Annotated in this window: 12 protein-coding genes; 8 read left to right on the top strand and 4 right to left on the bottom strand. The window is 36.7% G+C overall.

Translation table 11 applies throughout. The features are described 5' to 3' along the window. Positions 1-44: 44 nt before the first annotated feature. Both G9Q29_RS10315 and G9Q29_RS10310 read left to right on the top strand, forming a co-directional pair. Positions 45-731, top strand: a complete 687-nt coding sequence (locus G9Q29_RS10315) for a cell division ATP-binding protein FtsE (RefSeq protein ID WP_166136710.1) — start codon at positions 45-47, stop codon at positions 729-731. Then, positions 731-1,633 (top strand): glycosyltransferase family 2 protein, encoded by a 903-nt coding sequence (locus G9Q29_RS10310; RefSeq protein ID WP_166136707.1) that lies wholly within the window; start codon positions 731-733, stop codon positions 1,631-1,633. Before G9Q29_RS10315 ends, G9Q29_RS10310 begins: the two co-directional genes overlap by 1 nt. Here G9Q29_RS10310 and G9Q29_RS10305 read toward each other — a convergent pair. From G9Q29_RS10305 to G9Q29_RS10295, 3 genes are read right to left on the bottom strand one after another with little or no spacing between them, the layout of a single operon-like run. Further along, positions 1,626-2,708 carry a glycosyltransferase family 4 protein gene (locus tag G9Q29_RS10305; protein WP_166136704.1) on the bottom strand — a complete coding sequence of 361 codons (1,083 nt, stop codon included), beginning with the start codon at positions 2,706-2,708 and terminating at the stop codon, positions 1,626-1,628. The genes G9Q29_RS10310 and G9Q29_RS10305 overlap by 8 nt on opposite strands. Further along, entirely contained in the window at positions 2,705-3,097 is a 393-nt protein-coding gene (locus tag G9Q29_RS10300; protein WP_166136701.1) for a sugar 3,4-ketoisomerase, read from the bottom strand. Before G9Q29_RS10300 ends, G9Q29_RS10305 begins: the two co-directional genes overlap by 4 nt. After that, entirely contained in the window at positions 3,088-4,185 is a 1,098-nt protein-coding gene (locus G9Q29_RS10295; RefSeq protein ID WP_166136698.1) for a glycosyltransferase, read from the bottom strand. Before G9Q29_RS10295 ends, G9Q29_RS10300 begins: the two co-directional genes overlap by 10 nt. 48 nt (positions 4,186-4,233) lie before the next feature. On the opposite strand from G9Q29_RS10295, the gene G9Q29_RS10290 reads away from it, so the two are divergent. Next, positions 4,234-5,151: a glycosyltransferase family 2 protein gene (locus tag G9Q29_RS10290; protein WP_166136695.1), complete on the top strand. Its 918-nt coding sequence runs from the start codon at positions 4,234-4,236 to the stop codon at positions 5,149-5,151. Between the two features lie 164 nt (positions 5,152-5,315). Then, positions 5,316-5,876 carry a DUF6642 family protein gene (locus G9Q29_RS10285; protein ID WP_166136691.1) on the top strand — a complete coding sequence of 187 codons (561 nt, stop codon included), beginning with the start codon at positions 5,316-5,318 and terminating at the stop codon, positions 5,874-5,876. Positions 5,877-5,915: 39 nt separating this feature from the next. On the opposite strand, the gene G9Q29_RS10280 is transcribed toward G9Q29_RS10285, so the two are convergent. After that, positions 5,916-6,590: a TonB-dependent receptor plug domain-containing protein gene (locus G9Q29_RS10280; protein WP_166136688.1), complete on the bottom strand. Its 675-nt coding sequence runs from the start codon at positions 6,588-6,590 to the stop codon at positions 5,916-5,918. 246 nt (positions 6,591-6,836) lie between these two features. Between G9Q29_RS10280 and G9Q29_RS10275 the strand changes: the two genes are divergently transcribed. The 4 genes from G9Q29_RS10275 (at position 6,837) to G9Q29_RS10260 (ending at position 21,207) form a co-directional block, all read left to right on the top strand. Continuing rightward, on the top strand, positions 6,837-11,453 hold the full coding sequence (locus G9Q29_RS10275; RefSeq protein WP_166136685.1) for a M14 family zinc carboxypeptidase: 4,617 nt from the start codon (positions 6,837-6,839) through the stop codon (positions 11,451-11,453). Between the two features lie 51 nt (positions 11,454-11,504). Continuing rightward, positions 11,505-11,726, top strand: coding sequence for a hypothetical protein (locus tag G9Q29_RS10270; protein ID WP_166136682.1), 222 nt, complete (start codon positions 11,505-11,507; stop codon positions 11,724-11,726). Positions 11,727-12,019: 293 nt separating this feature from the next. Then, positions 12,020-15,817, top strand: coding sequence for a M14 family zinc carboxypeptidase (locus tag G9Q29_RS10265; RefSeq protein ID WP_166136679.1), 3,798 nt, complete (start codon positions 12,020-12,022; stop codon positions 15,815-15,817). Between the two features lie 284 nt (positions 15,818-16,101). Then, positions 16,102-21,207 (top strand): LamG-like jellyroll fold domain-containing protein, encoded by a 5,106-nt coding sequence (locus G9Q29_RS10260; protein WP_166136676.1) that lies wholly within the window; start codon positions 16,102-16,104, stop codon positions 21,205-21,207. Positions 21,208-21,213 lie beyond the last annotated feature (6 nt).

Genomic DNA, 21,213 nt, shown 5'->3' with positions numbered 1-21,213 from the left:
CCAGCGTTATCTTAGTACTTTTACCGCACAAACAAATACAAATTATGTCACAAACCGTACTGTCTTTAAAAAACGTATCCATATATCAAGAAGGAAAATCTATTTTAAGTGAAGTAAATTTAGAAGTTAACCACGGGGAATTTCTATACATAATAGGTAAAACTGGTTCTGGAAAAAGTAGTTTAATGAAAACCTTATACGCTGATTTACCTTTGACAGAAGGAGAAGGCCACGTGGTAGAATTCGATTTAGCTACATTAAAAGAGGATAACATTCCGTTTTTAAGACGCAAGATTGGTATTGTTTTTCAAGACTTTAAATTGCTTCCGGACCGTTCTATCAATGACAATATGCTGTTTGTTTTGAAAGCTACTGGCTGGACGAATCCTGGTGAAATGGATGCAAAAATTGATGAAGTATTGCACAAAGTAGGCATGAGAGATTTTGGTAAAAAAATGCCACATCAACTTTCTGGTGGTGAGCAACAACGCGTAGCAATTGCTCGTGCCTTGCTGAACGACCCTGAATTAATCTTGGCCGATGAACCTACAGGAAATTTAGATCCACAAACTAGTGCTGAAGTTTTAGATTTATTGAAAAAAATCAACGCTAACGGTAAAACAATCATTATGGCAACGCATGATTACGCTTTGTTAATGAAATTCCCATCAAAAACTTTGAAGTGCGAAGATTCTAAAATATTTGAAGTAATACAACAACGTACGGCATAATGCTCTCAATCCTTGTTCCTGTATACAACTACAACGTACTTCCGTTGGTAGAAGCCTTACACGAACAATGCGTAACTTGTGGTATTGATTTTGAAATTTTGTGTCAAGATGATGCTTCTGGATCTGTTTTCAATACCGAAAACGAAAAAATTAACACACTTGCAAATTGCCAATTTACGGCCTTAACAGAAAATTTAGGCCATCGAGAAAACCGGAATTCACTTGCTGCCCAAGCCCAACATAAGTATTTGTTATTTATTGATGGTGATTCAGAATGCATCAATACTCATTTTATAGCAACCTACTTAGAGTATCTGGAAGAATACGATGTGGTTTATGGTGGGCGTGTTCACCCAGAATCTTGTCTATCAAACGATCAAAAACTAAGGTGGAAATACGGCAAATTTACAGAAGACCAAACGGCAACACAGCGACAAAAAAGAAAATACCAAGCTTTACTGTTTAACAACACGGTGATAAAAAAATCGTTTTTTGATCAAATAAAATTTGAACCCTACAAAAAACAATACGGCCACGAAGATACGCAACTCGCTTATCAATTAAGTCTAATTAACGCTAGCATTCAGCATATTGACAACCCAATTTTACATGCTGATGTTGACTCTAATTCAATGTACCTTTTAAAAACCAAAGAAGCATTGGATAGTGCTTTAAGTTTATACACAGACCAAAAAATAGCCGCTTCTTTTATAAAAATTATTCAAGTTTTACTGTCGTTGCAAAAGTTAAAACTAGTTCGTTTTACTTCATTTTTATACCTTCGAAATAAAAAATGGATTGAAAAAAACTTAACTGGTAAAAATCCACGATTATGGATTTTCAAATGTTTTAAACTTGGTTATTTGTGTACTTTGGCACAAAAAAGCAAAGCTTTTAGATAGCTCTCAAAAAAGTATTCCACTGCTCCATAATGTGATCAATACTTTGTTGAACGACCTTTTCTTTACCTTTTTTTCCCATTTCAAGACGTAAGTTTTCATCAGCTAGCAATTGTTTTAAATGGGAAACAAACAATTCTTGGTTGCCATTTGGAATCAAAAACCCAGTCTCTCCAGATTCAATTATAGCTGCAGGACCGCAGGGACAATCATAAGCAATACATGGCAATCCACTAGCCATGGCTTCTAACAAAACCATCGGATAACAATCAAAACGGGAACTTAAAACAAAGACTGATGCATTAGCATATACAACATCAATTGCGGTGACCGATTGCTGCAAACACACACTATCAGAGATGTCCAAAAGATCAACTTGCGCTTGTAACTGCGCTACTTGATCTCCGATTATATGGAGTTTCCAATCCGGATGTTCATTTGTGACCGCTGACCAAATAGGCAAAAGTCGGTCAAGGCCCTTTTCGTAACAATTGCGTGCTATTGCCAAAACTATCTTTCGTTTATCCTCACCAACTGCAACATTTTCTATCCAAACTGGGTTGGGCAAAATGACGCCATTTATATTGTTCCACTCCTTTTTACTATTTTCAGACAAATACACTATTTGAGAAAAGTGCTTGGCGCAAAAGTTTTTATATCTGTATTTCATCCATCGAAATCCTTGATGTAAAAAATGTCGAGCAGGGCGCTCTTCAATAAATTTAGAACTATGAATTTCTAAAATTAATGGCATTTTTACACCAAGAAAAAAAGGCAATAAAAAAGCTTTCAAACCATTATCACAAACCAAAACTACATCGGGCTGAACGGTATTGATGATTTTTTTTAGTTTGGTAATATAATCGAAAACAAAGCCTACTGAGTTTTTTTTCAGGGCAATATCATGTATTGCAATAGCAGTATCAAACTCATAAAAAAGCGGTGTGTGTCCTTGATTCTGCGTCACAATATGCACTTCATATTGCCAATTTCGAATCAAGTAATTGGCTTTTAGCGCCAAAACACGCGCTACGCCTCCGTCATTATTAATGCTGGGAACTACATACAAGATTTTCATTGTACCGATTGTAAAAAGACATCAAAATCCCGAATGTAATCGGCTTCATCAAAAACTTCGGAAGCCAAGACGATACAAACAGCTCCTGACGAAAAATTCTCTAATTCACGCCAAGTATTATTTCGCAACAGCAAACCTTTATCAGGCTTGTTTAATGTTATTGTTTTTTGACTTTTACCATCATTTAGCACCACATCAAAACTTCCTGAAATAGCAATTAAAACCTGCTGTAATTTTTTATGTGAATGACCGCCCCGCTTGGATGTACTTGGAATATCATACAGGTAATACACGCGCTTGATTTCAAAAGGAATTACCTCATTTTCGATAACAGCGATATTGCCCAAAACATTTTCAATCTTAGGGATATCAATAATTTCTATTTGCATGAATGGGAATTTAAGTTTAAAAAATGGAGCCATTGCTGACCAATGTGTTCCAGCTCAAAATGAGTTATGCTGCCTGCTGCGTTGCGCTTGCATTTTTGATACAAATCAGTATCCTCGATCATTCTATTTATGGCTTTTGTCAGTGCTTGTTGATTTTGATTTGGCACTAGTAAACCATTTTTTTCATGATCGATAATTTCGTTCGGACCAGCAAAACAATCAAACGAAACTACGGGAGTACCAACTGCAAGACTTTCAATTAATACATTTGAAAGTCCTTCATACTGACTACTAACCACTGTAAAAAGTGCCTTTTTTAAGTATTTAAAAGGATTTTGTTGCTGACCTGCAAAAACTACTGAATCTTGTACACCGCAATTTAGTGCGACTTTTTTCCACTCCTCTTCTAAAGCACCAGATCCGATTAACAATAACTGCACGCCTTGCTGTGGCAATATCGATTCAGCGAAAGCCTGAATTAAAACATCAAATTGTTTTACTCGTTCGTTCATTCGCCCCACTGCTATGATATACGGATATTCGATTTCAACTTCGACTTTTGCCAATTCCTGAATTTCCTGAATACAAACTGGATTGTAAATAGAAGTTACCTCTTTCTTGTAACGCTTTGCCACTGCAGATGCAACCGCTTTACTTACAGCTACCCAACTATCCTTCCTATAGATAAGTCGCGCTAAAAAACGACTTTCAGGAATATAACTCGTGTACATACTACTATGTATGGTATAAACAACAGGTTTTTTATATACCCAATGAGCCATTAGGTATTCGTTAAAAACATTTACACGAAACCTAAAATCGATAATAATATCAAAATTATGCTCGGCTAAATAGGTCTTGATCTTTTTTAAACGCTTTAGTTTATCAAGGTTTGATTCGGCTTTTTGCTTGCCAAGATTGTACAACTCTCCGGCATAATCATAGGAGGTGTCATTAACAAAAATAATGTGGTGTACGTTAATGCCTTTACTTTCAAAAAAAATAGACAAAAGTGCTTGTACTTTCTCAGCACCGCCTCCGCCAAGGGAATCGCCCACCAATGCTATTTTAGTTTTACGAGTACTCATGCAATAAATTACTATTTTAGCACCAAATATAAACACTTTGCTGTACAAATGAATGACAAACCGCTAGTTTCCATAATATGTCTTTGCTACAATCACGGCCAATACGTGCAAGAAGCATTGCAGTCGGTCAAAAATCAAAGCTACAGTAATATTGAACTTATTGTGGTAGATGATTGCAGCACCGATGACTCTGTGGAAGCAATAACGACTTGGTTGAAAAAAGAACCCAACATAGTATTCATTAAAAATGAACACAATTTAGGAAACACCAAATCATTCAACAAAGCATTTGCACAAAGCAACGGAAGTTATATAGTTGACTTGGCGGCAGATGATGTATTGGCCCACAACTGTGTAGAACTTCAATTAGAAGCTTTTGCAAAAAGCCAATTTTCAAATATTGGAATTGTTTATGGCAATGCAGAATTAGTTTTTGAAGACGACACTCATTTTTATTACTTTTTTGAAGTCGATGAAAACAAAAAAAGAATTAAACCACAAGCTGTAGGCGATATATATTTGAGTCTGTTGCGACTTGAAAATAATGTATGTTCTGTTTCGGCCATGGCAAGAAGAGCAGTTTACGATCGTTTTCAGGGATTTAATGAAAATTTACAATTTGAAGATTATGATTTTTGGATTAAAACAGCGCGTTTCTATCAATTTGATTTTATTGATAGTATTTTAATCAAAAAGAGAGAACTCCGTAATTCCTTAAGCTCGCGCCGTTTTAAACGTTTGAACAGAAAAACAAGATTATACAACCGCAGCACCTACCAAATTGTGCGCAACGCCTTGCAGCTCAATACAACCAAGGAAGAAAACCGAGCCGTCTTGCAAATGATACATTTTGAAATGCAAATAGCGCTGCGAACTATTGATCCTATCTTATTGTTCAAATACTTGAAACTACATTTGAAAATTAGTTTTTCATTGCTATTTAAAAAAGATTTTGTCCGTTTGTAAGTAGCAAAATTAGTGTACTAGTTGTATAAATTAAGGATTCCTTCACAGTTGTTTTTTTCGGGTTTTGAAAGGCTTTAGTATCTTTGTTACAGAAAAATTTTCACTTAGAAATTCATATCCCTTGAAAAATAAAGGAGAGTTTCTGCCACCGAACCTCACAATTTATGGAGAACGACACCTTTATTTTTTGCCTTGAAGCCGTTGCTGACATTGAAGAAGTTACTACTACCGAAGTGGTACAACACCTAGAACGATTGGCTTTTGACAAAGGAATCAGCAGCATACATACCACCTGCGACTCGATAGAAGGGTTAGAGGAGCGCTTACATAGTTTACTGTATGATGATCATAACTTCACCAATTATGAAATCATTTACTTGGTCATGCAAGGCGAAGCCAACACCATTTGTTTGAACAATTATTTTTATACCCTAGAAGAAATTGCAGAGTTATTCGAAGGAAAAATGAGAGGTAAAATCATTCATTTTGCCAGCACCAAAGCATTAGATTTGACTCCAGATGAATCGCAGTACTTTTTAGACATTACTTGTGCTAAAGCCATCTCCGGTTACGGTTCACCGCATGCGGCAGTAAGCAGCACCGCATTGGATCAACTGTTTTTTAGTTTGTTTGAGGCTGATGACTCAATTTTTAATGTAGTTGAAGAATTGCATCAAAAGCAATATGATTTGTGTAAATTTCTAGATTTTAGAATGTATTACTAATTGTATCGCAAATACTTTTTTCAAAAAACTAAGCCTCACTTATTTTGTTTTGATAACGATAACGCCGTTGGTCCCTTGTGCACCATAGGTTGCAGCAGCTGCATCTTTCAGTACAGTAATATCTTTTATATTGTTTGGAGACAAATAATCTAAACTGGTAACAATCATTCCGTCAACTACAAAAAGAGGTTCTCCTGCATTACGAATAGAACTAATTCCTCTGATAGATATTTTGTTATTCCTGGACACAACAACAGATGAAACGCGACCACGTAGCAAATCATAAATATTAGAGAACACACCTTGATATTTGTCGTTTTGCACATTCACATTTTTAGTAGAATTTATTTTGTATTCATTATCAACGGCAGAATAAGTCAAAGGCAACTGCTCTCCTTTTTGCAAACGAATTTTATTGTTTTTTGCCGATTCTAAATATTTAAAACTCATGCGATCCTCGTTATTATATTTTGAAGATAACAGGCCGTATGCTTTAGTGTAAACATTGATAAAACCAACTTTTTGCGGCAACACCAATTCAAATTCGCCTTCGCTGTTTGTCACGCAACTCACGTCAATAGAGTCTAGGTAAATTCGAGCCTCAGCAATGGGTTTATTTTTAAAATCAGTAACCTTGCCCGTCAGCTTACCTTGGGCCTGACCAAAAAAACAACTTAGTAAAAAAGCGACGACATAAAAGGATTTCATTTTCATAAGAATAATTTATAAGGTAAAAATAAGCATTAAATAAATGCAAAACACATTTTTGTGCCTGAATAAGAACCAGATACACAAACAATACGTAAATCAATCGACCCGATTTTTCTTGAAGAGAAAAAAGCTATTGAATACTATTATTAACAAAAAAGGTGAAATTTTAATTAAAAATTAACAATTCAACGAAATCGATTGTAATTACTATTTTTTTAACATATTTTTGAACCTCCAAATCCAAATTTTATGAAGAAAAATTACTTCCTACTAACATTATTAGTATTGCTATTGAACCAAATGTCATTTGGTCAAAGCACCCCTCCAGCAAAAAGAATAACAATAATCAAACCAACAAGTAAACAATTACTTAAAATTAAAGAAATTGGAATTGACTTAAGTTGTGGTGCTGTTTTTATAGATAACAATTTAACTCTTGAACTAGATGCACAAGAATTAAACGCTCTAGATGCAAATAGTATCAAGTACAAAGTCAACATAAATGACTTAAAGGCACATTACGAAAAATTAACCCTAACAGAACTCCCAAAAGCGAAAATGGAACTTGAGAATCTCAAGACCATTTCAAGAAACTCGCAAAAGTCATTGAGTACGAAAACTACCACTGTGAATAACTTTATCCAATATGAAGGAAGCACAGAAATTGATTGGGCAACACCACAAAATTTTCAATTAGGAAGTATGGCAGGCTGTCTAACCTATGCGCAAGTATTAGAGCAGTTAGATCTCATGCGAACCAAATACCCTAACTTAATTTCTGCAAAAACAGATGCATCACCTACTAATCAAAAGACTCATGGTAATGCATTTACCAACGGTGGAGTTTACCAAACTTGGCCTGGACAAACCATCTACTTTGTAAGAATTTCAGATAATCCGGATGTTGTTGAAGCCAACGAACCAGAATCAATGTATTCCGGAATGACCCACTCTCGTGAGGTAAGTAGTTTAATGAATTTAATGTACTATATGTGGTACGTTTTAGAAAACTACAGTACCGACCCTGGCATTAAAAACCTTGTGGACAATCATCAAATGTATTTTATACCCGTTGTAAATCCTGACGGATTGAAATGGAATGAGCAAATTGCGCCAAGCGGCGGTGGATTACAAAGAAAAAATTTGAACCCCACTGCTAATCCAGGAAACAATAACGCTCGCGGAGTAGATTTGAACAGAAACTTCAATTACTTCTGGGGAGGTGATGCAAGATATGCTGGGGGATCGTCTCCTACACAGTCTGATCAAACCTACAGAGGTATTGCCGCTGCCTCGGAACCTGAAACAAAAATAATTTCTGCTTTTGCCTTGAGTAGAAATTTCAAAACAGCAATTAATCACCATGCTTTTCAAAATAATATCCCTCATGCTTATAACGGCTATCCGGCAGCACCATCATCAGGAAGAGAAAATGAATACGCCAAATTCTGCCAAGATCTTACTCGTTTTAATAGATATATATACGGTGAAGCACCAGATATCCTAACCATTGCAAACGGAGACCTAAGTGACTGGTTGCTTGGTGGTGTAGCAGATGTGAACGGCTCTACAGGCTCAGGAAAACAAGTTTTGGCATTAGCTCCAGAGAATGGCGCCGCTACTGGCGAAGGAGATTTTTGGCCATCTCCATCTTTAATTCCAACTATTGCCAAAAGAGCGATGCGCATGAATTTTGTCAATGCCTACTACAGCGGTAAATTTGCCCAATTACACGATCTGAATACTTCTGACATCACTACTACAAGCGGAGACTTAAAATTCGGGTTAGAATATTTGGGACAAACACTAGGAAACTTAACTTTGACGGTGACACCGGTTTCTGCCAACATTACTTCTATTACATCTCCTCCAGTTCAAACAGGATGGACCAAACTAGCACAAAGAACACTTACTGCTGCTTTTGAACTAGATCCAAATATCAAAGATAATGAGGTGATAGAATTTAAGGTTTCATTAAGCAATGACGATGGCTACGTTATGTACGAAACTACTATTGTTAAAAATTACAACCCAACCGTTATTTTTGCAAACAACCCGGACGCAACTAACATAGCAGCATGGACTAGCACTCCAGCTTCGTCATGGGGAACAACCAGCGATGCGTTTTCAGGAACAACTGCCCTGACAGATTCTCCAGCAGGCGCTTACACGAATAATTTATCCAAAACATTACGTTTAACGAATTCTGTTAACTTATCTGGTGCAGCTGCTGCTGTGGTTCAGTTTTACGCAAAATGGGATTTAGAGCGAAATTTTGATTATGTACAATTGCAAGGCTCTACAGATGGTACAAATTGGGTGCCACTGAATGGTAAATACACTAAACCAGGAGCTTCACCGAGTACAACTCCTTACAATAGTGCCGCAAGCACAAACACTTCAACTGGTAAAACAGCTACTGACAGAGATAATCAACCTGATGGACAGCCTGTTTACGAAGCAGACACAATGGATAAATGGGTAATGGAAGAAATTTATATCAGCCCAACCGAAAATAGCTTTTTACACAATAGTAGTACTGCACGTTTTAGATTTTTGTTTGATTCGGACAATTCAAATCGTCGAGACGGTTATTCGACAACATTTGACGGCTTTGTATTTGATGATTTCAAAGTAGTTAAAATTCCATCTGCACCACCAGTTGCAATTTGCAAAACTGCCACTGTAGGTTTAGACTCTAGCGGTAATGCGACTTTATTACCTGCAGCAGTCAATAATAACTCAACTGATGATGTAGCAATAACAACAATTACTGTATCACCGAACACCTTCAACTGTACTCATATTGGCACTCCGCAAACAGTAACACTATCAGTTACTGATGCTGACGGTCAAACAAGGACTTGCACCACAACAGTAACTATTGTTGACAATCTTAATCCTGTACCAACGGTAACCACGTTAACAACCTTAACTGCTCAGTGCTCAATGACGCCTACTGCTCCAACTGCTCTAGACAACTGCTCTGGAACAATAACTGGTACTACCACAACTAGCTTCCCAATAACAAACCAAGGGACCACAGTAGTAACTTGGACTTATACAGACGCAAATGGTAACAGTAGCAATCAAACACAAAACGTGACTATTGACGATACCATCGCACCTGCAGTACCAACCTTAGCGTCTATTAGCGGTCAATGTTCGGTAACACCAACTGCACCTACTACAACTGATAATTGCGCTGGAACCATTACAGGAACTACAACAACTACGTTCCCGATTACAGAAACAACAGCAATAACATGGACTTTTAATGATGGTAATGGCCAGCAAGTAACTGCCAATCAAACTGTAACTATTGGTTCTACAACATGGAACGGAACAAACTGGTCTGCTGGAATACCTGTAGCTGGAACTAACGCAATCATAAATGGCAATTTAACGATTACAGAAAATATTACCGCTTGTAATTTAACGGTTAATAACACAGCTGTAGTATTAGTTAAAAGCGGATTCAACCTTAATATTTTTGGTAATGTGACTGTAGCTAGCGGCGCAACGCTTACATTTGAAAACAATGCTAACTTAATTCAAAGTAAGAACACGAATGGAAACACTGGTAATATCATTGTAAACAGAAAAACAAGTCCTTTGATGCTTTTAGATTATGTTTTATGGTCTTCGCCAGTTGCTAGCCAACAATTACAAGCCTTTTCGCCAGCTACTTTAAGTAACCGTTTTTATACCTATAATCCTGCTACAAATTTGTATAATGCAATTGCATCGACTAATCCTTTTTCTACCGGAAAAGCTTATCTAATCCGAATGCCAAACACGCATCCTACCACTCCAACCATTTGGGATGGGCAATTTAGAGGAGTACCAAACAACGGTACATACACAATATCAGTTAGCGCAAATGCTTTTAATGCAATAGGTAACCCTTACCCATCTACGGTAAATGCTAACACCTTTATCAGTACCAACAATTTAACTGAACCTCTATATTTTTGGAGAAAGACCAACAATTCAGCAACGACCTCATACGCTACTTATACAACCGCAGGTGGAACGGCTAATGCTGGAGGAGCTAGTAGCATCATTCCAAATGGGATCATTCAAGTGGGACAAGGGTTTATCGTAAAATCCCCAACAAGTGCTATTACTTTCAATAATGGTATGCGCTTATTAAATAATGACGATCAATTTTTAAGAACAAATAATTCATCAACACACCGTATCTGGTTGAATTTGAATAAAGAAAATACAGCCATAAACCAGATGATGATCGCTTATTTACCAAAAGCAACTACTGGCATCGACGCCACTATTGACGGAAGATATATTAATGATAATTCTACTGCGTTAAACTCGTTGATTAACAATGAAGAATTTGTAATTCAAGGAAGAGGCATTCCATTCGAAAATACAGATACCGTACCATTGAGCTTTAAGACAAGTGCTGCCGGAGATTTTTCAATTGCTATCGATCATGTAGATGGATTGTTTTTAGGTGACCAAGCCATCTATATTAACGACAAAGTAACTGGACTAACCCACGATTTAAAGAAAAGTGCCTATACTTTCTCTGCTACAGCTGGTATATTTAATGATCGTTTTAATATTGTGTATAAGACAGATGCTACATTAGGATTACCTGAAAACGTAGCAGCGAACGACATTATCGTATATAACGAAAACGGCGTTATTAACATTAAATCTAGTAAAACAGCAATTAAAAGTATTAAAGTTTTTGATATTCGCGGACGAATGCTATTCGAAAAAAATGGCATTAACAATACATCGACTAGTTTAGCAAGATTTACGGCTGCCAACCAAACTTTAATAATTCAAATCACTTCTGAGCACAACCAATCTGTAAGCAAGAAGTTAATCTATTAAAAATAAATTGCAAACTGTTTCATAGGAACAGCTTGTTCTAAAGATAAAAAAATGAAAAAATATACATTCAAATTAATATACACATTTTACTTTGCATTGATAGGTTGTTGCTCTTTATTAGCTCAAATTCCTGGAGATGAGAATGACACTGGAAACTTAGAAGGAACTGATACTCCAAGTGCACCTATTGACAATTTGCTACTAATACTAGCGTTGGCTGGAATAGTGTTTGCTTTTTATCACTTTAGAAAAAATAAAAAAGCAATTCAATAGCTTTTTAATCTATTCTACAGCTTTAATAAAGCCCTGTATTAGTAAGGAGGAATAAAATTAATATTAAAAAAGGATGTTTAATCAACTTGATTAGACATCCTTTTTTTATGCTTGCACTTTTTGCTAAAAACAACTCCAAAGTGACCTGCTTGTAAAATAGCTATAAGACAAATACTTAAAGAAAACATTTTACAATAAATGTGTTTTTTATCGGATTTTAATGCTTTTCATCGATGTGTAAAATTGAGATTCACACTTTTTTTTTATATATTTACGTACCAAACCAAATCACTATGAAAAAAACTACTTTACTTTTTTTACTCTTATTGGGAGCTATTACAACTGGACACACGCAAACCCCAAAATCCAGAACAGAAAATACTAAAAGTCAACAAGAACAGCAGTTGCACCAGCGCGTACAAATTCCTAAAACGCAGACTAATGTGGAGCAAAAAATGGTCGATTTGGGTATCGATATGGACTGTGGCGTTATCAATACAAAAGCTTATCTGCAATTAGAACTCTCAGCATATGAACTAAAAAAGTTAAAAGATGCAGGAATCTCATATAAAACTGTTGTTACTGACTTAACCAAACATTATTCTGAAAGAGCTCAAAAAGACATGTCTCAAGCTCAACTCAATTTAACTCGTGAAAAACGCCAATCACAAACTAACAAATCGTTTAGCGTACAAAATGTAATTATTGGAAATATTGGACAACAAAATGATTGCAGCGAAATCAATTTTACAACACCTTCTAATTTTAAAATACCAACTACGTTTGGCGGAAGCTTAACAAATAGTGGTGTAAATGCTGAGTTAGATAAAATGAGACAATTGTATCCAAACTTAATTTCTGTCAAGAGCAATATATCACCGACAAATCAACTTACACATCAAGGACGACCTATTTATTATGTAAAAATTTCGGATAACCCTGCATCGACTGAGGCTGAGCCTCAAGTTTTATACACCGGAATGACCCACTCAAGAGAAGTAAGCAGTATGATGAACACCATCTATTACATGTGGTATTTACTTGAAAATTATAACACCGATCCCTTTATAAAAAGCATTGTTGACAACACCGAATTATTTTTCATCCCAGTTGCAAACCCAGATGGCCTAGCTTGGAACGAAACCATTGCCCCAAATGGCGGTGGAATGCAACGTAAAAACTTAAGACCTACAATTTGTGACGCTGGAACAACAGCTAGTACCAATAATACAAGAGGTGTAGATCTTAACAGAAATTATGGATATTATTACGGCTTAGTTGGATCATCTGCAGTAGCTTGTGACAATACATACCGTGGTACAGCTGCCTTCTCTGAACCTGAGACCCAAATGATGCGTGACTTTGTACTCACCAAAAATTTTAAAACAGCTTTAAATCACCACGCCTACAGCAACCTTGTTCCGCATCCGGTGAATGGAAAATCTGGTGTACCAACTGGTCGAGAGCGTGAATTTGCAAAACTGAGCCATGACATGACGCAATACAACCGTTACGTATATGGTCCAGCACCCGGTATTTTGTATGCAGCAAGTGGCGACGCAAGTGACTGGATGACCGGTGGCGTGAATGATGGTACCGGGTCAGTAGGTTCTGGCAAAAACACTCTTTCCTTATCTCCTGAAAATGGTAGCCTTGCTGAAGGTGGTTTTTGGCCTAGCCCATTAAGCATTACTGCCATTGCAAAAAGAGCGCTACGCATGAATCTTATAGCTGCCTATTACGCCGGAAAATATGCCAAATTACACGATCTAACACAAAGCAACATCAGTGCACTTAATAGCAACATTACTCTTGGAGTAGAAAGATTGGGGCAAACAGCGTCCACTTATACCCTAACCATCACTCCTATTTCATCAAATATCACCTCGATAACATCTCCTACTACACTAAGTAATATGTCTATTTTGGAACAACGAAATGTTACTGCAGCTTTGCAATTGTCTCCAAACATCAAAGCAAATAGTAAAATAGAATACAATGTCAAACTCAGTAATGGAGATTACGTGCTTTACGATGCAAATTTTGTAAAATATTACCAACCTGCTGTTGTTTTTAATGACAATCCTGACACGAACTTATTGTCAAATTGGACACAAGCTGGAGGAACATGGGTCAACGCATCTTCTGGTTTTACAGGCACTAGATCAATCACAGATGCGTCTACAGTAGCCTATGCTAACAATATCAACAAAACCTTAACTACAGCTACAACCTCAAATTTAACAGCTGCCACAAGAGTTTTAATACAGTACTATGCCAAATGGGATCTTGAACGAAATTTCGATTTAGTACAAATACAAGGATCAACCAACGGCACCAATTGGACACCGCTCTGCGGAAATTATACAAAATCTACTTCAACAACAGAGACCAATCCGCATGCAACAAAAGCATCTACCAACAATTTTCAAAATACAGCCGGAGCTGGCGGTGTAGTCTATGACGGGGATCAAATGGGAAAATGGATAATGGAAGAAATAGTAATTGATGCCAACAATAATAGTTTTTTGGTAGGAGCAACAGCTGCACGTTTCCGTTTTTACATGCGATCTGATAGCTCAAACAACACCGATGGATACACCACAACATTTGACGGCTTTTATGTTGACGACTTTAAAGTGATTAAAATCATCGAAAAATCAGCAGCCCCAATCGCTAACTGTAAAAATGCAACACTATTCTTGAACAGCAGCGGAACTTTGACTGTAACACCTGCCGATATTAACAACGGATCAACAGATGATGTTGCAATAACAAGCACAAGTGTATCACCAAATACATTTACGTGTGCGCAAGTAAATACCAATCAAAATGTAACCTTGACCGTAACTGATGATCAAGGCCAAACATCTACTTGCATCGCAGTTGTAACGATTAAAGATGCTTTAGCTCCGGTTGCACCAACTTTATCCGCAATAACTAGCAAACAAGCCGTAACACCTACAGCGCCCACGGCAACAGACAATTGTAGCAGTACAATAACTGGAACTACTGCAACTACTTTCCCTATTACAACTCAAGGTACTACAGTAGTTACCTGGACTTTTACAGATGCAGAGGGCAATAGTAGTACTACTACTCAAAATGTAATTATTGATAGCACTGCTCCTACTGCACCACAAGACTTGTTGACTAGTAGCACTACAGCTACAAGCACCAATTTGTCTTGGACTGCCGCAACAGATAATAACCAAGTTACAGCCTACGAAGTGTATCAAAACGGAGTGCTACGCGCCACAGTAACAGGCACAACCTACACCGTAACTGGATTAATGGCTGCTACAAACTACACTTTTACGGTGCGTGCCAAAGATGCCGCAGGAAACCTGTCTGCAAACAGCAACAACTTAAGTGTAACTACAACAGCGGTAGCGGTTACCTATTGCAATTCGCAAGGAAACAATACCACTCGCGAACGCATAAGCAGAGTAACATTCAACACAATAAATAATTCAAGCACAAGCAGCGCAGGCTATGAAAACTACACCAATATCAGTACAACAGTTCTCCGAAACTCAGCATACACGCTAAGCATTTCACCTGTCTGGGCAAGCACAAGGTACAACGAAGGTTACGCAGTTTGGATAGATTATAATGGAGATGGAGATTTTATTGATGCAGGCGAGCGGATCCTTGGTAGAGCTGCTACAACGGCCTCACCAATAAGTGCTACCATAACCATTCCAACAACTGCTCGTTTGGGCGCAACACGTATGCGAGTGTCTATGAAATTTAACGCCACACCAACATCCTGTGAAGTATTTACGTACGGTCAAGTAGAAGATTACACTATTAACATAGGCACGACTACAGAACGAATGAATACTGTAAAGGTTACAAAAGAAAGCAGTAGTATAGTTTTATACCCAAATCCAGTGAGTGATTTTATCTATTTAAGTATGGTACCAGAGAAAACCCAATATAAGATATATACTATTTTAGGACAATTGGTAGCTAAAGGCAAGTTAACCCAACCTGAAATTGACGTAGCACAGCTTAGCCAAGGAACATATATTTTAGAAATAGAAAATGAAGGTCAACTTACTAACAAAAAATTTGTTAAAAACTAAAGCTAAGAAACATCATAAAAAATCAAAAAGCTATCGTATTCTGGTAGCTTTTTTGTTTCTCTAAAATTTCAGTATTTTTAGATAAAAATAAAACAAATCTTAAAATATTGAATTTAAGCGGCATAAAATGCTTTTTATCGATAAAAATAGATTTGAATTAAAAATAAATACTGTACTTTTGAAAATTATTTTTCATTAAGTTTAGTCAGAAAACGACACCTTAAAAACCAAATTAGAATACTTTACGTAAATACCACAAATATAAATTGTCAAAAACTTAGCTTATGAATAAAGTTTTACTTAAAAAATTGAACAAAATTTTCAATGTGTTTTTTATTTTAAATTGTTCCGTTTTGTTTGCTCAGCAAATTGATGTTTATGGAAAAGGCATATTGATTAGTAACAATGATACTACCCCGAACGTTGCTGATCAAACAAATTTTGGTTCTACAAATGAAACTTCTGGAGTAATTACAAAAGTTTTTACCATTCAAAATAACGCGCTTCTTGCAACACTTAATCCTGGAGCTATCACCTTTACTGGACCAAATGCAACTGACTTTTTCGTTGTAAGACCACCACAAACGACCCCAGCATTAGGAGGGACCACAACATTTGAAATAGGTTTTAATCCCTCAGCTTTAGGGACTAGAAATGCAACATTATCTTTTTCAACAAATGTGAGTGGCAAAAACCCTTATACTTTCAGTATCAGCGGTACAGGAACTAGTTTCCCTACTCAAAGCTACACGCTATACTATGAAAATTTTGATGCAAACAATGGAGGGTGGACTGCGGTTAGTACCGGCGGAAGTAACTGGCAATATGGTTCTACACCTTTCCTTGCAGAAGGAAATTATTGGAGACTGGGAAACAACTATGCCAACAATACACAAGCTACATTAACTTCACCGAATATAAGTACCGCTAACTACACAAACATTAGAATTCATGTTGATTTGCGGGAAGACATCCCTGATTCTAACGATGGAATGCAAATTCAGTATAGCATTAACAACGGAGTTACCTGGAACGTCCTGGGAGCATATATTAATTCTGAGTCTTGGTATAAAGTAAGCAATACAAACGCCCTATCTAGTTCCCTTGGCAGTACTTTAGGTTTTGGTGAATTGCAACCCGCACTAATTCCTGGAGTTAATAATTTTGTGGAGCGCAGCACTCAAAGTAACATACTAGACAATCAATCAAATTTGAGATTTAGAGTGGTTTTTAATTCAAACGGCAGCACTGTCGGTAGAGGGGTTGCAGTAGATAATTTCTTTGTAAAAGGAGATCCAATAACTCCATTTGCCAACAAACCATTAACACCAGGGAATTCACCAAATAATTTACAATTATGGTTAAAAGCCAATAATGGCACAAGTACTACCGCAGATGGAGTTGCATTAAGTACCTGGAGCGACCAAGCAAATAACAATGATGCAGTAGGTATTGGGGCATCTAGACCTATTTTTAGAGATGGTGCAAGAAACATTAATTACAACCCGATTGTAGATTTTACTGATGCAGGAGCTACATCGATGAGAGGTAAAGGTGGTTTTTACTCTCAAGATTATTTTATAGTTGTTAAGACAAATAATACCGTAAGTAGTACGTCAGTATTAAGTCAAGCACCGATATCTGGTAGAACCTCTGTAAGTTCTTTTCATCTTGATGGTACCGCATTTGCAGTAGGTCCCTTTACTGCCAGATACAAAAACGAAATTGTCTCACACAGTATAGGATCTGTACCGCAATCTCCATCAACTAATTCTTATGGTAGAGCCTACGCATCTACAACAGATACTTACGTTCAAGAAACAACTATTTATAACGTAAAAACAAATGCAGCAGGTACAGCTACAGAAATTTATAAAAATGGCGTTCGTATCGACAATTACGCAGGAGAATCTGTTGCAACGGATCAGATTACAGTTACCGGTACTTTAAATTTTTCGGAATTCAACAACCTTCAATACAATCTTGGTGTGGGTAGATTTTCACTAAATGGTAATGATGCGGACTCCTATTTAGACGGAAAAATATCCGAAATTATTTCCTACTCTAGCCCAAAATCTGCTGTAGATAAAAAGAAAATAGAATCTTACCTAGCCATCAAAAATGGAATAACACTGCATGCTACTAATAGCACAACGGCAACAAATTTAGGTGATACGGATTACTTAGATTCAAATGGAAATACAATTTGGAATACAGTAGCCAATAATGGCTTTAATTATAATATTGCAGGAATTGGACGTGATGATAGTAGTGCATTAAACCAAAAACAATCAAAAAGTGAAAATGCAGGTACAGTTTTAACAATTGGCCTTGGCGATGTACTCGCAACCAATAATGCCAATACCAATACTTTCCCCACTGATAGAAACTTTTTAATCTGGGGCTCTGACAATGGTAGCATGATAGATTCTGGTGTTGATTTACCTATCTCACTTGGACCAACTACCATCACAACAATTACAGAAGTTGTTAATCGCAAATGGAAGGTAAATGAAGTAAACGGTGATGTACCTACAACTAGGGTTGCTATTCCAACTGCATCTTTTGTAAGTGGTTTGCCTGCGCTGGGACCGACAGATGCTTATGTGATGGTTGTAGCTACTAATGCTGCATTTACGACAGGTTTAGAGACCGTATTTATGTCAACAACAGGAGGCAATCAAACATGTCTGTATGATTTTGATGGCACCAAGTACATCACTTTTGGTGTTGCACACAGAGCTACAAACCCGTTACACATTACCTTAGACGGTTTTGACGATTATGTTCGAGTAGATGCTACGAATGATTTACCTGCCTCATTTACGGTAATGACTTGGATACGTCCAAATGGCGCTAATACGTCAGGTACCGAAAGAACTATTTTATCTAAAAAATCTGCAGCTGGAAATGGCTATCAAATAGTTTTACAAAACGACAATAGAGTTCGCTTTGAATTTTATAATGGTACTACATTACGAAGTACTGTATCAAATACTGCGTTTCCAGATGCAAAATGGCACAACATAGCATTTACCTATACTGGTAGTACATTAAGCATATACATAGATGGTGTTTTCGAAAAATCAGTGACAACGATGACTGGTCCAATTACTCCATCAACAGGAATCTTTAGTATTGGTGGTCAATACTTAAGTAAAACTTCTATTAACAACTTGTTCAAAGGAGATATAGACGAACTTAGAATGTGGGATCGTGTACTAACAGCAACTGAAATTCAATTCATCATGAATCAAGAAATACTGGAGAGCGGTACGGGTACAATAGGAACAATCATTCCATCAACAATTACTAAAAATGATGTTAGTGCATTACTTTGGAATAATTTATTTGCATACTACTCAATGAACTCTTACATAGGAACACACCTTGATGATGATTCAAAAAACGTGAACCGAGGAAGTTTAGTAATTCCTGATAAAATATCTATAAATGTTCAAACAGCACCTTTGCCCTATGAATCTTCAGTAGATGGAGATTGGGAAGATAATGCAGTGTGGGCTTTCGGTTCCATTCAAGATGTTCCTCACAGCCTGTCAATTATAAATATAATACCTAAACCTTCAATAGACTGGAATATTGTAAGAACAAAAAATAATATTAGATCAAGAGGCAACAAAACAATACTAGGTTTGTTTGTCAATACCAATACGGTAACAGCAAATTCACTTTCAGGGACACAAACTGATGGAACAAAAATGGAAGTAACCCATTATTTAAAATTAGATGGAACAATTGACTTAGTAGGTCGTTCACAATTGGTACAAAAGACTGGTAGTGATTTAGCTGTCACAATAACTGGAAAAATAGAACGCGATCAACAAGGACAAGCTAATTTTTACAACTACAACTATTGGGGATCACCTGTTGGACCGATTAGCAATCCACTCAATAATTCCGATTATACAGTAGCAGGGGTACTTCGCGATGGTACCAATCCAGCTAGTCCTGCTGCTTTTCAATGGACGTCTAGCTTAAATGCAAACAATGCCACAACACCAAGAACTTTGTCTAATTATTGGATTAATAAATTTGATAATTTATCTAATAATTACGCAAACTGGAGTAGAATTAACGAGAATGCAACTTTACGTGCAGGTCAAGGATTTACCTTAAAAGGTAGTGGAGCTGCAACGGCTACACAAAATTTAGTGTTTATTGGTAAACCAAATAACGGAACAATTAACAATACTGTAGGAAAAAATCAACTGTTATTAGTTGGTAACCCATATCCATCAGCTTTAAATGCTACACAGTTCATCAATGACAATGTTGGTGTTATAACTGGTAACTTATACTTTTGGGAACATTATAGCGCCAATAATTCACACTTTTTAAAAGATTATTTAGGGGGTTATGCTATCAGAAATAATTCAGGAGGAACACTACCTAGTTCAATGGGAGTGAATTTCATTAACCCTTCAGGTACTTCTACCAGAGTAGCACCAAACCAATATATTCCAGTAGGGCAAGGCTTCTTTGTGATTGGTACTACAAGTGGTGGTGGTACGACCTTGCAATTCAACAACGGACAAAGAGACTTTTTTAAAGAAACCAATCCAGACGGATCCGCAAACACATCATCTCAAACAATGTATCGCACAACATCAAGTAAAGCACCGGTACAAGACCATTGGACCGACAATAGCGATACGATGTTAGAGCCCGGCTCTAATAAAAAAATCCATATCGGATTTAATATATTGAGTAACAATTTCCACCGTCAAGTGCTTTTAGCATTTATGGATGAACAAGCCAATAACGACATCAATCCTGGTTATGATGCACCAAACATTGATGGGTCACCGAGCGATATGTATTTATTGAACAAAGATCAAATGTTGAGCATTCAAGGTGAAGGATACTTTAATAAAGAAGCCTCGTACCCGATTGCAGTAAAAATGGCTGAGGAAGGTAAAGTATCATTTGTAATTGATAACCTTGAAAACTTTGATGCTGATCAAAACTACTTTATTTACGATGCTCAAACCGATACCTATAATAGCATCAAAAAAGGACCGTTTGAAGTACTTGTTGCCAAAGGTGAAGACAAAACTCGTTTCGCATTACACTTTACAGATAAAAAAGCAGTAACTGCTATTGAGCAACCAACCACTGACAATAACAGTATTGAAGCGGTATTCACAAGATACAACAACACCTTAAACATTACAAACGGTGTTAAAGATGCCACTATCGAAACAGTACAATTGTATAATATTCAAGGGGCATGTATCAAAACTTGGGACATAAAAGATAAAACACAATTTTATCATAAATTGCCAATCACTGAAAACAGCTCTGAGTTTTACATTGTAAAAATTAAAACTTCAAAAGGCATTATGACACAAAAAATTATTGTCAAGTAACTTTAA

The organism is Flavobacterium turcicum (assembly GCF_011365745.1).
In the GTDB taxonomy this organism is placed as follows: domain Bacteria; phylum Bacteroidota; class Bacteroidia; order Flavobacteriales; family Flavobacteriaceae; genus Flavobacterium; species Flavobacterium turcicum.
Note: the sequence above shows the minus strand (reverse complement) of the source record. Positions and strands in the feature narration are given on the sequence as shown.

Coding starts and splice junctions, on each gene's coding strand:
- G9Q29_RS10315 (WP_166136710.1), top strand. CDS start 45: ATGTCACAAACCGTACTGTCTTTAAAAAACGTATCCATATATCAAGAA.
- G9Q29_RS10310 (WP_166136707.1), top strand. CDS start 731: ATGCTCTCAATCCTTGTTCCTGTATACAACTACAACGTACTTCCGTTG.
- G9Q29_RS10305 (WP_166136704.1), bottom strand. CDS start 2,708: ATGAAAATCTTGTATGTAGTTCCCAGCATTAATAATGACGGAGGCGTA.
- G9Q29_RS10300 (WP_166136701.1), bottom strand. CDS start 3,097: ATGCAAATAGAAATTATTGATATCCCTAAGATTGAAAATGTTTTGGGC.
- G9Q29_RS10295 (WP_166136698.1), bottom strand. CDS start 4,185: ATGAGTACTCGTAAAACTAAAATAGCATTGGTGGGCGATTCCCTTGGC.
- G9Q29_RS10290 (WP_166136695.1), top strand. CDS start 4,234: ATGAATGACAAACCGCTAGTTTCCATAATATGTCTTTGCTACAATCAC.
- G9Q29_RS10285 (WP_166136691.1), top strand. CDS start 5,316: ATGGAGAACGACACCTTTATTTTTTGCCTTGAAGCCGTTGCTGACATT.
- G9Q29_RS10280 (WP_166136688.1), bottom strand. CDS start 6,590: ATGAAAATGAAATCCTTTTATGTCGTCGCTTTTTTACTAAGTTGTTTT.
- G9Q29_RS10275 (WP_166136685.1), top strand. CDS start 6,837: ATGAAGAAAAATTACTTCCTACTAACATTATTAGTATTGCTATTGAAC.
- G9Q29_RS10270 (WP_166136682.1), top strand. CDS start 11,505: ATGAAAAAATATACATTCAAATTAATATACACATTTTACTTTGCATTG.
- G9Q29_RS10265 (WP_166136679.1), top strand. CDS start 12,020: ATGAAAAAAACTACTTTACTTTTTTTACTCTTATTGGGAGCTATTACA.
- G9Q29_RS10260 (WP_166136676.1), top strand. CDS start 16,102: ATGAATAAAGTTTTACTTAAAAAATTGAACAAAATTTTCAATGTGTTT.